Annotated in this window: 7 protein-coding genes; all 7 read left to right on the forward strand. The window is 63.7% G+C overall.

Annotated features, from left to right (window positions below):
• Positions 1 to 159: 159 nt before the first annotated feature.
• Positions 160 to 4,314 (forward strand): DNA-directed RNA polymerase subunit beta, encoded by a 4,155-nt coding sequence (gene rpoB / locus Q5Z10_RS03960; protein ID WP_303638033.1) that lies wholly within the window; start codon positions 160 to 162, stop codon positions 4,312 to 4,314.
• Positions 4,315 to 4,401: 87 nt separating this feature from the next.
• A complete protein-coding gene (gene rpoC / locus Q5Z10_RS03965; RefSeq protein WP_303638034.1) occupies positions 4,402 to 8,625 on the forward strand; it encodes a DNA-directed RNA polymerase subunit beta' in 4,224 nt (1,407 codons plus the stop codon).
• 330 nt (positions 8,626 to 8,955) lie between these two features.
• Positions 8,956 to 9,330: a 30S ribosomal protein S12 gene (gene rpsL, locus Q5Z10_RS03970; protein ID WP_004145320.1), complete on the forward strand. Its 375-nt coding sequence runs from the start codon at positions 8,956 to 8,958 to the stop codon at positions 9,328 to 9,330.
• Between the two features lie 11 nt (positions 9,331 to 9,341).
• The gene (gene rpsG / locus Q5Z10_RS03975) at positions 9,342 to 9,809 is read left to right on the forward strand and encodes a 30S ribosomal protein S7 (protein ID WP_303638035.1); all 468 of its coding nucleotides are present in this window, start codon (positions 9,342 to 9,344) and stop codon (positions 9,807 to 9,809) included.
• Positions 9,810 to 9,947: 138 nt separating this feature from the next.
• Positions 9,948 to 12,089, forward strand: coding sequence for an elongation factor G (gene fusA, locus Q5Z10_RS03980; protein WP_303638036.1), 2,142 nt, complete (start codon positions 9,948 to 9,950; stop codon positions 12,087 to 12,089).
• A gap of 51 nt (positions 12,090 to 12,140) precedes the next feature.
• The gene (gene tuf / locus Q5Z10_RS03985) at positions 12,141 to 13,331 is read left to right on the forward strand and encodes an elongation factor Tu (protein WP_303638030.1); all 1,191 of its coding nucleotides are present in this window, start codon (positions 12,141 to 12,143) and stop codon (positions 13,329 to 13,331) included.
• 333 nt (positions 13,332 to 13,664) lie between these two features.
• Entirely contained in the window at positions 13,665 to 13,976 is a 312-nt protein-coding gene (gene rpsJ / locus Q5Z10_RS03990; protein WP_010341589.1) for a 30S ribosomal protein S10, read from the forward strand.
• Positions 13,977 to 13,983 lie beyond the last annotated feature (7 nt).

The following is a 13,983-nucleotide window of genomic DNA, read 5'->3' on the forward strand; positions in this document are numbered from 1 at the left end:
TCGCGCGGCGGCAGGGGAGTGGAAGCAGACGAGTTGGCAGTTGGAAGTAGCGGGAGAAGGCGTGCTGGTGCCGGCAATACCAGCGACTTCCAACTGACAATTTCAAGTTCCCTTCGGGTCGTGCACGCAGACGGCCCGCACAACAAGGTGGAAGACCTCATGACGTCCTATTCGTTCACCGAAAAAAAGCGTATCCGCAAGGATTTCGGCAAGCAGCGCTCGATTCTCGAAGTGCCGTTTCTGCTGGCCATCCAGGTGGATTCCTACCGTGATTTCCTGCAGGAAAACGTCGATCCGGCCAAGCGCGCCGATTACGGCCTGCACGCCGCGCTGAAGTCGGTCTTCCCGATCGCCAGCTACAGCGGCAATGCCGCCCTGGAATACGTCGGCTACAAGCTGGGCGAACCGGTCTTCGACGAGCGTGAGTGCCGCCAGCGTGGCATGAGCTACGGCGCGCCGCTGCGCGTCACCGTGCGTCTGGTCATCTACGACCGCGAGTCGTCGACCAAGGCCATCAAGTACGTGAAGGAGCAGGAGGTCTATCTGGGCGAAATCCCGCTGATGACCGAGAACGGCACCTTCATCGTCAACGGCACCGAGCGCGTCATCGTCTCGCAGCTGCACCGTTCGCCGGGTGTGTTCTTCGACCACGACCGTGGCAAGACCCACAGCTCGGGCAAGCTGCTGTACAGCGCCCGCATCATCCCCTACCGCGGCTCCTGGCTGGACTTCGAGTTCGACCCGAAGGATGCGCTGTTCACCCGTATCGACCGTCGCCGCAAGCTGCCGGTGTCGATCCTGCTGCGCGCGCTCGGCTACAGCAACGAAGAGATGCTGGCCGAGTTCTTCGAGATCAACACCTTCCACATCAACCCGGATGAAGGCGTCCAGCTGGAGCTGGTGCCGGAGCGCCTGCGTGGCGAAACCCTGGGCTTCGACCTCGCCGACGGCGACAAGGTCATCGTGGAAGCCGGCAAGCGCATCACCGCGCGCCACATCAAGCAGCTGGAAGCCTCGGGCATCGCCGCCCTGGCCGTGCCGGACGACTACCTGGTCGGCCGCATCCTGTCGCACGACGTGGTCGACGCCTCGACCGGCGAACTGCTGGCCCAGGCCAACGACGAGATCAGCGACGAGCAGCTGCAGAACTTCCGCAAGGCCGGCGTCGATGCGGTGGGCACCCTGTGGGTGAACGACCTGGATCGTGGCCCGTACCTGTCCAATACCCTGCGCATCGATCCGACCAAGACCCAGCTGGAAGCCCTGGTCGAAATCTACCGCATGATGCGTCCGGGCGAGCCGCCGACCAAGGATGCCGCGCAGAACCTGTTCCACAACCTGTTCTTCACCTTCGAGCGCTACGACCTGTCCGCGGTCGGCCGCATGAAGTTCAACCGTCGCGTGGGCCGCAAGGAAACCACCGGCGAAGCCGTGCTGTACGACCGCAAGTACTACGGCGAGCGCAACGACGAAGAGTCCAAGCGCCTGGTCGCCGCCCACGGCGACAGCTCCGACATCCTGGACGTGATCAAGGTCCTGACCGAGATCCGCAACGGTCGCGGCGTGGTCGATGACATCGATCACCTGGGCAACCGCCGCGTGCGGTCGGTCGGTGAAATGGCCGAGAACGTGTTCCGCGTCGGCCTGGTCCGCGTCGAGCGCGCGGTCAAGGAGCGCCTGTCGATGGCCGAGTCCGAAGGCCTGACCCCGCAGGAGCTGATCAACGCCAAGCCGGTCGCCGCTGCCATCAAGGAGTTCTTCGGCTCCTCGCAGCTGTCGCAGTTCATGGACCAGAACAACCCGCTGTCGGAAGTCACGCACAAGCGCCGCGTCTCGGCCCTGGGCCCGGGCGGCCTGACCCGTGAGCGCGCCGGCTTCGAAGTGCGCGACGTGCACCCGACCCATTACGGCCGCGTCTGCACCATCGAAACGCCGGAAGGCCCGAACATCGGCCTGATCAACTCGCTGGCCGTGTACGCCCGCACCAACCAGTACGGTTTCCTCGAGACCCCGTACCGCAAGGTCGTGGACGGCAAGGTCTACGACGAAGTCGAGTTCCTGTCGGCGATCGAAGAAAACGAGTACGTCATTGCCCAGGCCAACGCGCTGACCGATGCCAAGGGCGCCCTGACCGAGCAGTTCGTTCCGTGCCGCTTCCAGGGCGAATCGCTGCTGAAGCCGCCGGCGGAAGTCCACTTCATGGACGTCTCGCCGATGCAGACCGTGTCGATCGCGGCTGCGCTGGTTCCGTTCCTGGAGCACGATGACGCCAACCGCGCACTGATGGGCGCGAACATGCAGCGTCAGGCCGTGCCGACCCTGCGTGCGCAGAAGCCGCTGGTTGGTACCGGCATCGAGCGCGCCGTGGCACGTGACTCCGGTGTGACCGTCAACGCCCGTCGTGGTGGCGAGATCGTGCAGATCGACGCGGCCCGCATCGTGGTCAAGGTCAACGAGGAAGAGATCGTTGGCGCCACCGATGCCGGCGTGGACATCTACAACCTGATCAAGTACACCCGCTCCAACCAGAACACCTGCATCAACCAGCGTCCGCTGGTGGAAGTGGGCAACGTGGTGGCGCGTGGCGACGTGCTGGCCGACGGTCCGTCCACCGACATCGGCGAACTGGCCCTGGGCCAGAACATGCTGATCGCCTTCATGCCGTGGAACGGCTACAACTTCGAAGACTCCATCCTGCTCTCCGAGCGCGTGGTGGAAGAGGATCGCTACACCACGATCCACATCGAAGAGCTGACCTGCGTTGCGCGTGACACCAAGCTGGGGCCGGAGGAAATCTCCGCCGACATCCCGAACGTCTCCGAGCAGGCGCTGAACCGCCTGGACGAGAGCGGCGTGGTGTACATCGGTGCCGAAGTCCGCGCCGGCGACATCATGGTCGGCAAGGTCACCCCGAAGGGCGAAAGCCAGCTGACCCCGGAAGAGAAGCTGCTGCGCGCGATCTTCGGCGAGAAGGCCTCGGACGTGAAGGACAGCTCGCTGCGCGTTCCGCCGGGCATGGACGGCACCGTCATCGACGTGCAGGTCTTCACCCGCGACGGCATCGAGAAGGACAAGCGTGCCCGCCAGATCGAAGAGTCCGAAATCAAGCGCGTCAAGAAGGACTTCGACGACCAGTTCCGCATCCTGGAAGCGGCCATCTACATGCGTCTGCGTTCGCAGATCGTGGGCAAGGTGGTCAACGGTGGTGCCGGCCTGAAGAAGGGCGATGTCATCTCCGACGCCTACCTGGACGGCCTGAAGAAGGCTGACTGGTTCGCCCTGCGCATGAAGGACGAAGACGCTTCGGAAGCCATCGAGCGCGCGCAGAAGCAGATCCAGGCGCACGAGAAGGAGTTCGAGCGTCGCTTCGCCGACAAGCGCGGCAAGATCACCGCCGGCGACGACCTCGCTCCGGGCGTGCTGAAGATGGTCAAGGTGTTCCTGGCCGTGAAGCGCCGCATCCAGCCGGGCGACAAGATGGCAGGCCGCCACGGCAACAAGGGTGTGGTGTCCAACGTGGTGCCGGTCGAGGACATGCCGTACATGGCCTCGGGCGAGACCGTGGACATCGTGCTGAACCCGCTGGGCGTGCCGTCGCGTATGAACATCGGGCAGATCCTGGAAGTGCACCTGGGCTGGGCGGCAAAGGGCCTGGGCCGCAAGATCCAGGCGATGATGGAAGCGCAGGCGGCCGTCACCGAACTGCGCAAGTTCCTCGACGACATCTACAACCACGACGACACCAACGTGGCCAACCGTGTCGACCTGTCGCAGTTCAGCGATGAAGAGCTGCTGCGTCTGGCCCGCAACCTGACCGACGGCGTGCCGATGGCCACCCCGGTGTTCGACGGTGCCACCGAAGCGGAAATCAAGCGCATGCTGGAACTGGCCGATCTGCCGAGCAGTGGCCAGACCCAGCTGTATGACGGCCGCACCGGTGAAGCGTTCGATCGCCACACCACCGTGGGTTACATGCACTACCTGAAGCTGAACCACCTGGTCGACGACAAGATGCACGCGCGTTCGACCGGTCCGTACTCGCTCGTCACCCAGCAGCCGCTGGGCGGCAAGGCGCAGTTCGGCGGCCAGCGCTTCGGTGAAATGGAAGTCTGGGCGCTGGAAGCCTACGGCGCGGCCTACACCCTGCAGGAAATGCTGACGGTGAAGTCCGATGACGTGCAGGGCCGCAACCAGATGTACAAGAACATCGTCGACGGTGAGCACGAGATGGTCGCGGGCATGCCGGAATCCTTCAACGTGCTCGTGAAGGAAATCCGCTCGCTGGCCATCAACATGGAACTGGAAGACAACTGATCCATGCCGGCGCGGCGGTCCGCCGCCGCGCCGCTGGCAGTGACCTGAAAGCCCATCGACACAGCATTCCTCCTTCTGGAGAACACCATGAAAGACCTGCTCAACCTCTTCAACCAGCAGCGCCAGACGCTGGACTTCGACGCGATCAAGATCGCGCTGGCCTCGCCGGACCTGATCCGTTCGTGGTCCTTCGGCGAAGTGAAGAAGCCGGAAACCATCAACTACCGTACCTTCAAGCCGGAGCGTGACGGCCTGTTCTGCGCCGCCATCTTCGGCCCGGTCAAGGACTACGAGTGCCTGTGCGGCAAGTACAAGCGCATGAAGCACCGCGGCGTGGTCTGCGAGAAGTGCGGCACCGAAGTGACCCTGGCCAAGGTGCGCCGTGAGCGCATGGGCCACATCGACCTGGCCTCGCCGGTCGCGCACATCTGGTTCCTGAAGTCGCTGCCGTCGCGCATCGGCCTGATGCTGGACATGACCCTGCGCGACATCGAGCGCGTGCTGTACTTCGAAGCCTACGTGGTGACCGAGCCGGGCCTGACCGCCCTGGAGCGCCGCCAGCTGCTGACCGAAGAACAGTACCTGCAGGCCCGCCAGGAGCACGGTGACGACTTCGACGCCGCCATGGGCGCCGAGGCCGTGTACGAACTGCTGCGCACGATCGATCTGCAGTCGGAAATGACCCGCCTGCGCGAGGAAATCGCCGCTACCGGTTCGGAAACCAAGCTCAAGCGCCTCACCAAGCGCATCAAGCTGATCGAAGCCTTCCTGGAATCGGGCAACCGTCCGGAATGGATGGTCATGACCGTGCTGCCGGTGCTGCCGCCGGACCTGCGTCCGCTGGTCCCGCTGGACGGCGGCCGCTTCGCGACCTCCGACCTGAACGACCTGTACCGCCGCGTCATCAACCGCAACAACCGCCTGCGCCGCCTGCTCGAACTGAGCGCGCCGGACATCATCGTGCGCAATGAAAAGCGCATGCTGCAGGAATCGGTCGATGCGCTGCTGGACAACGGCCGTCGCGGCCGTGCCATCACCGGCACCAACAAGCGCCCGCTGAAGTCGCTGGCCGACATGATCAAGGGCAAGCAGGGCCGCTTCCGCCAGAACCTGCTCGGCAAGCGCGTCGACTACTCGGGCCGTTCGGTCATCGTGGTCGGCCCGTACCTGCGCCTGCACCAGTGCGGCCTGCCGAAGAAGATGGCGCTGGAACTGTTCAAGCCGTTCGTCTTCGCCAAGCTGCAGCGTCGTGGCCTGGCCACCACCATCAAGGCCGCCAAGAAGCTGGTCGAGCGCGAAGAAGCCGAAGTCTGGGACATCCTGGAAGAGGTCATCCGCGAGCATCCGGTGATGCTGAACCGTGCGCCGACCCTGCACCGTCTGGGCATCCAGGCGTTCGAGCCGGTGCTGATCGAAGGCAAGGCGATCCAGCTGCACCCGCTGGTCTGCACCGCGTTCAACGCCGACTTCGACGGTGACCAGATGGCCGTCCACGTGCCGCTCTCGCTGGAAGCCCAGCTGGAAGCGCGTGCGCTGATGATGTCGACCAACAACATCCTGTCGCCGGCCAACGGCGAGCCGATCATCGTGCCGTCGCAGGACGTCGTGCTGGGTCTGTACTACATGACCCGCTCGCTGGAAAACAAGAAGGGCGAGGGCATGGCCTTCGCCAACATCGCCGAAGTCAAGCGCGCCTACGACAACCGCGTGGTGGAACTGCACGCGCGCGTCAAGGTCCGCATCACCGAGGTGGTGACCGACGAGGACGGCAACAAGCAGAACAAGAGCTCGATCGTGGACACCACGATCGGTCGCGCCCTGCTGGCCGAAATCCTGCCGGAAGGCCTGCCGTTCGCGCTGGCCAACACCGAGCTGACCAAGAAGAACATCAGCCGCCTGATCAACTCCAGCTACCGCCAGCTGGGTCTGAAGGACACGGTCGTGTTCGCCGACAAGCTGATGTACACCGGCTTCGCCTACGCGACCCGCGCCGGCGTCTCCATCGGCATCGACGACATGCTGATCCCGGACGAGAAGAAGGGCATCCTCACCGAGGCCGAAGCCGAAGTGCTGGAAATCCAGGAGCAGTACCAGTCGGGTCTGGTCACCGCCGGCGAGCGCTACAACAAGGTGGTCGACATCTGGTCGCGCACCAACGAGCGCATCGCCAAGGCGATGATGGACACCATCGGTACCGAGAAGGTGGTCAATGCCAAGGGCGAGACCATCGACCAGAAGTCGATGAACTCGCTGTACATCATGGCCGACTCCGGTGCGCGTGGTTCGCAGGCGCAGATCCGTCAGCTGGCCGGCATGCGTGGCCTGATGGCCCGCCCGGATGGCTCGATCATCGAGACGCCGATCAAGGCGAACTTCCGCGAAGGCCTGAACGTGCAGGAGTACTTCAACTCCACCCACGGTGCCCGTAAGGGTCTGGCCGATACCGCGCTGAAGACCGCGAACTCGGGTTACCTGACCCGTCGTCTGGTCGACGTCGCGCAGGACGTGGTGATCACCGAGGTGGATTGCGGTACCACCGAAGGCCTGATCATGACCCCGATCGTGGAAGGCGGCGACGTGGTCGAGCCGCTGAAGGATCGCGTGCTGGGTCGCGTGGTGGCCGAGGACGTGTTCCTGCCGGGCAACGACGAGGATCCGATCGTCACCCGCAACACCCTGCTGGACGAAGCCTGGGTCGCCCGTCTGGAAGATGCCGGCGTGCAGACCATCAAGGTCCGCTCGACCATTTCCTGCGAATCGGCGTTCGGCGTCTGCTCGCGCTGCTATGGTCGCGATCTGGCCCGTGGCCACCTGGTCAACATCGGTGAAGCGGTCGGCGTCATCGCCGCCCAGTCCATCGGTGAGCCGGGTACCCAGCTGACCATGCGTACGTTCCACATCGGTGGTGCGGCGTCGCGAGCTGCTGCGGTCGACAACATCACCGTCAAGACCACCGGCTCGGTCAAGTTCAGCAACCTCAAGTCGGTCGAGCATGCCAACGGCTCGCTGGTGGCAGTGTCGCGCTCGGGCGAAATCTCGGTGCTCGATGCCCACGGCCGTGAGCGTGAGCGTTACAAGCTGCCGTACGGTGCGACCATCACCTCCAAGGATGGTGACGCGATCAAGGCAGGCCAGACCGTGGCCAACTGGGATCCGCATAACCACCCGATCGTGTCCGAAGTGGCCGGCTTCATCCGCTTCATCGACTTCGTCGACGGCATCACCGTCATCGAGAAGACCGATGAGCTGACCGGCCTGGCCTCGCGCGAGATCACCGACCCGAAGCGCCGCGGCGCCCAGGCCAAGGATCTGCGCCCGATCGTCCGCATCGTCGATGCCAAGGGCAACGACCTGTCGATTCCGGGTACCGACCTGCCGGCGCAGTACCTGCTGCCGCCGCGCTCGATCGTCAACCTGCAGGACGGCGCTCCCGTCGGCGTCGGTGACGTGGTCGCCAAGATCCCGCAGGAAGCGTCCAAGACCCGCGACATCACCGGTGGTCTGCCGCGCGTGGCCGATCTGTTCGAAGCCCGCAAGCCGAAGGATCCGGCAGTGCTGGCCGAGCGTTCGGGCATCATCAGCTTCGGCAAGGACACCAAGGGCAAGCAGCGCCTGATCATCAAGGACACCGATGGTTCGGAGCACGAAGAGCTGATTCCGAAGTACCGTCAGGTCATCGTGTTCGAAGGTGAGCACGTGACCAAGGGCGAAACCATCGTCGACGGCGAGCCGAGCCCGCAGGACATCCTGCGCCTGCTGGGTGTCGAGCCGCTGGCCGCCTACCTGGTCAAGGAAATCCAGGACGTGTACCGCCTGCAGGGCGTGAAGATCAACGACAAGCACATCGAGGTGATCACCCGCCAGATGCTGCGCAAGGTCGAGATCACCGATCAGGGCAGCAGCAAGTTCCTGAACGGCGAACAGGTCGAACGCCAGCGCGTCATCGAGGAGAATGCACGCCTCGGTGCCCGCAACGAGCTGATCGCCCGCTTCGATCCGGTGCTGCTGGGCATCACCAAGGCCTCGCTGGCGACCGAATCGTTCATTTCGGCGGCCTCCTTCCAGGAGACCACCCGCGTGCTGACCGAGGCTGCCGTCCGCGGTACCAAGGACAACCTGCGCGGTCTGAAGGAAAACGTGATCGTCGGTCGCCTGATCCCGGCCGGTACCGGTCTGTCGTACCACAGCAACCGCCGTCGCGGCGCGTCCGGTCTCACCGAGTCGGAGATGCAGACCCTGGCCGGTACCCCGGCTGCGGTCGAAGCCGTCCCGGCGGACGTCGAGACCGAAGCGGCCTCGGGCGAAGAATGAGGTCAAGGGTCCGGCCGGAAGGCCGGACCCCCCTCGGGTTTCACGCCCGGGCCTGCGCCCGGGTGAGGTGTGAAGGGCAGGGCGGCCTGGCCGCACTGCCTGCCAGATGCGCCCAGCCAGCCTCCAGGGGCTGGCCGGGCAACCTGAACGGGGTACATGGAGGCCCCCCAGTAACGTTCCGGGATCAGGAACGGGCTTGACAGAACGCGTTTGACTGCGTTCCTGCCGGGTTGCTACAATCGTCTGTCTCAGCAGGCCAGAATTTTGGCCTGCTTTAACATTTCCGCATCTCAGGCCGGATTTCCGGCCACCAATCAGAAGAACCTACTGATGGCGACGATCAACCAGCTGGTCCGCAAGCCGCGGCAAGCGACCACCTACAAGAGTGCCTCGCCGGCGCTCGACAAGTGCCCGCAGCGCCGTGGCGTCTGCACCCGTGTCTACACCACCACTCCGAAGAAGCCGAACTCGGCTCTGCGCAAGGTTGCCAAGGTCCGCCTGACCAACCAGGAAGAAGTGATTTCCTACATCGGTGGTGAAGGCCACAACCTGCAGGAGCACTCCGTGGTCCTGATCCGCGGCGGTCGCGTCAAGGACCTGCCGGGTGTGCGTTACCACACCGTTCGTGGCTCGCTCGACGCCGCTGGCGTTGCCAAGCGTCGCCAGGCCCGTTCCAAGTACGGCGCCAAGCGTCCGAAGGCCTAAGGAGAGAGCATATGTCGCGTAAGGGTAATACTCCGCAGCGTTCCGTCCTGCCCGATCCGAAGCACGGAAGCGAAACCATCGCCCGCTTCATCAACATGGTCATGCAGAGCGGCAAGAAGTCGGTCGCTGAAAAGATCGTGTACGGCGCCATGGACGTCATCTCCGAGAAGAACGCCAACTCGATCGAGCTGGTGCAGAAGGCTCTGGACAACGTCGCTCCGGCGGTCGAAGTGAAGTCGCGTCGTGTCGGTGGTGCCACCTACCAGGTGCCGGTCGAAGTGCGCGCCTCGCGCAAGATGGCACTGGCCATGCGTTGGCTGATCGACTCCGCGCGCAAGCGTGGCGAGAACACCATGCCGAAGAAGCTGGCTGCTGAACTGATCGACGCCTCGGAAAACCGTGGCGGCGCCATCAAGAAGCGCGAAGAAACCCACCGCATGGCCGAAGCCAACAAGGCATTCGCCCACTACCGCTGGTGAGTTTGACGGCCTTGTAAAACAGGCAGGGCAGCACCATTACGGTGCTGCCTCGCGGCCCCAGAAGGGCTGCGCCAATCCGAAGGCCGCCGCAAGGCGGCGTTCGGCCATCCGAAATCCAAGAAATCTGAGAGGCTCCCCGTGGCCCGTTCCACTCCCATCGAGCGTTACCGTAACTTCGGCATCATGGCCCACATCGATGCCGGCAAGACCACCACGTCCGAACGCATCCTGTTCTACACCGGCAAGAGCCACAAGATCGGTGAAGTGCACGACGGCGCCGCCACCATGGACTGGATGGAGCAGGAGCAGGAGCGTGGCATCACGATCCAGTCCGCTGCGACCACCGCGTTCTGGAAGGGCATGGACAAGTCCCTGCCGGAGCATCGCTTCAACATCATCGACACCCCCGGGCACGTCGACTTCACCATCGAAGTGGAGCGCTCGCTGCGCGTGCTCGACGGTGCGGTGTTCGTGCTGTGTGCCGTGGGTGGCGTGCAGCCGCAGTCGGAGACCGTGTGGCGCCAGGCCAACCGCTACAAGGTGCCGCGCATTGCGTTCGTCAACAAGATGGACCGCACCGGCGCCAACTTCTACAAGGTCCGTGACCAGCTGAAGGCCAAGCTCGGCGCTGTCGCCGTGCCGATGCAGCTGCCGATCGGCGCCGAAGAAGGCTTCAAGGGCGTTGTCGACCTGCTGAAGATGAAGGCCATCCATTGGGATGAAGCCTCGCAGGGCATGAAGTTCGAATACGGCGAGATCCCGGCCGACCTGCAGGAAAAGGCTGAAGAAGCCCGTACCTTCATGATCGAAGCCGCGGCGGAAGCCAACGAAGAGCTGATGGAAAAGTACCTGGGCGGCGAAGAGCTGGCCGAGTCCGAAATCATCAACGCGCTGCGTACCCGCACCCTGGCCACCGAAATCGTTCCGATGTACTGCGGTTCGGCGTTCAAGAACAAGGGCGTGCAGGCCATGCTCGACGGCGTGATCCAGCTGCTGCCGTCGCCGGTCGATGTGCCGGACGTGACCGGTACCGACGTGGACGACGAAACCAAGGAAATGAGCCGCAAGTCCGACGACAAGGCTCCGTTCTCGTCGCTGGCCTTCAAGATCATCACCGACCCGTTCGTCGGCGCGCTGACCTTCTTCCGTGTCTACTCGGGCACGCTGAATGGCGGCGACACCGTGCTGAACTCGGTGAAGGGCAAGAAGGAGCGCATCGGCCGCATCCTGCAGATGCACTCGAACAACCGCGAGGAAATCAAGGAAGTTCTGGCCGGTGACATCGCTGCCGCCGTGGGCCTGAAGGACACCACCACCGGTGACACCCTGTGCTCGATCGATCAGCCGATCATCCTGGAGCGCATGGTGTTCCCGGAGCCGGTGATCTCGATGGCCGTCGAACCGAAGACCAAGTCGGACCAGGAAAAGATGGGTCTGGCCCTGGGCCGTCTGGCGCAGGAAGATCCGTCGTTCCGCGTCAAGACCGACGAAGAATCCGGCCAGACCATCATCTCGGGCATGGGCGAGCTGCACCTGGACATCATCGTCGACCGCCTGAAGCGCGAGTTCAACGTTGAAGCCAACGTCGGCGCGCCGCAGGTGGCCTACCGCGAAACCATCACCCTGGCCGACGTCAAGTCGGACTACAAGCACGCCAAGCAGTCCGGTGGTAAGGGTCAGTACGGTCACGTCGTGATCGAGCTGTCGCCGCTGACCGCTGAAGACCGTGCCGACGCCAAGCTCGCCCCGGCGATCAAGGACGACTTCCTGTTCATCAACGACATCACCGGTGGCGTGATTCCGAAGGAATTCATCCCGTCGATCGAAAAGGGCCTGCGCGAAACCATCACCAGCGGTCCGCTGGCTGGCTTCCCGGTCGTGGACGTCAAGGTGAAGCTGGTGTTCGGTTCGTACCACGACGTCGACTCCTCGGAAATGGCGTTCAAGCTGGCATCGTCGATGGCCTTCAAGCAGGGCTTCGCCAAGGCCAAGCCGGTGCTGCTGGAGCCGATCATGAAGGTCGAGATCGTGACCCCGGAGGATTACCAGGGTGACGTGATGGGCGACGTGAGCCGTCGTCGCGGCGTGCTGCAGGGTTCCGACACCACCGGTGACGGTTCGGCCAGCATCATCAACGCGATGATCCCGCTGGGTGAAATGTTCGGCTACGCCACGGCGCTGCGTTCGCAGACCCAGGGCCGCGCCACCTTCACCATGGAATTCGACCATTACGAGCCGGCGCCGAACAACATCGCCGAAGCCGTCATGAAGAAGGGCTGAGCCTCGCTCAGCCTCTCCTGAAAACCACTTACAAAATCAAGGTATACAACAATGGCAAAGGGTAAGTTCGAGCGCACCAAGCCGCACGTCAACGTCGGCACCATCGGTCACGTCGATCATGGCAAGACCACGCTGACCGCCGCGCTGACCAAGATCGGCGCCGAGCGCTTCGGTGGCGAGTTCAAGGATTACTCCGCGATCGACGCCGCGCCGGAAGAAAAGGCACGTGGCATCACGATCTCGACCGCGCACGTCGAATACGAATCCACCACCCGTCACTACGCCCACGTCGACTGCCCGGGCCATGCTGACTACGTCAAGAACATGATCACCGGTGCTGCCCAGATGGACGGCGCGATCCTGGTGTGCTCGGCCGCTGACGGCCCGATGCCGCAGACCCGCGAGCACATCCTGCTGTCGCGCCAGGTCGGCGTGCCGTACATCGTCGTGTTCCTGAACAAGGCCGACATGGTGGACGACGCCGAGCTGCTGGAACTGGTCGAAATGGAAGTCCGCGAGCTGCTGAGCAAGTACGACTTCCCGGGCGACGACACCCCGATCATCTCGGGTTCGGCCCGTCTGGCGCTGGAAGGCGACCAGAGCGAGATCGGCGTGCCGGCCGTGATCAAGCTGGTCGATGCCCTCGACACCTGGATCCCGACCCCGGAGCGTGACGTCGACAAGTCGTTCCTGATGCCGGTCGAAGACGTGTTCTCGATCTCGGGCCGCGGCACCGTGGTGACCGGTCGTATCGAGCGCGGCGTGATCAAGGTCGGCGAAGAAATCGAAATCGTCGGCATCCGTCCGGTGCAGAAGACCACCGTGACCGGCGTGGAAATGTTCCGCAAGCTGCTGGACCAGGGCCAGGCAGGCGACAACGCCGGTCTGCTGCTGCGCGGCACCAAGCGTGACGACGTCGAGCGTGGCCAGGTCCTGGCCAAGCCGGGTTCGATCAAGCCGCACACCAAGTTCGACGCCGAAGTCTACGTGCTGTCGAAGGACGAGGGCGGCCGTCACACCCCGTTCTTCAAGGGCTACCGTCCGCAGTTCTACTTCCGTACCACCGACATCACCGGTGCGGTCGAGCTGCCGGAAGGCGTCGAGATGGTGATGCCGGGCGACAACGTGAAGATGGTTGTCACCCTGATCAACCCGGTCGCCATGGACGCCGGCCTGCGCTTCGCCATCCGCGAAGGCGGCCGTACCGTCGGCGCCGGCGTGGTTGCCACGATCCTCGAGTAATCTGCTAGACTCTGCGCCCCGATGTTGCCTGGGTAGGGCATCGGGGCGTATCAAACGGGAAAGTAGGCACAGGATGTGCCTTGTGTTCCCCGGACCAGGAAGGGTCAATGCCATTCAGGCGGCGTCAACAGGAGACTGTTGACAGCTGCCTTGCGTGCCATTATGCTTCTCCGTCTGGGCGGGCCGGGTTCACGGGTCTGCCTACGTTTTTGGGGTCTACGGATTGACCTTGTCGGCCTGCGGGAGTGCGGGCCGTCCGCATTCAGGGATTTCATGGGGCAAAGCAACCCAGAGGCTTTGTCTGTCGCTCTTTTAACGAAGGAACCTACCGCCATGGCGGACCAAAAGATCCGGATCCGGCTGAAAGCGTTCGATCATCGTCTGATCGACCGTTCGGCCAGCGAGATCGTTGAGACGGCCAAGCGGACCGGCGCGCAAGTGCGTGGCCCGATCCCGCTGCCGACCAAGATCGAGCGTTACACCATCCTCGTCTCCCCGCACGTCGACAAGGACGCGCGTGACCAGTACGAGACCCGCACGCACAAGCGCGTGCTCGATATCGTTGACCCGAATGACAAGACCGTGGACGCGCTGATGAAGCTCGAACTGGCTGCCGGCGTCGACGTTCAGATCAAGCTGACCTGAGGACTAC

The organism is Stenotrophomonas sp. 704A1 (assembly GCF_030549525.1).
Lineage (GTDB): Bacteria > Pseudomonadota > Gammaproteobacteria > Xanthomonadales > Xanthomonadaceae > Stenotrophomonas > Stenotrophomonas tuberculopleuritidis.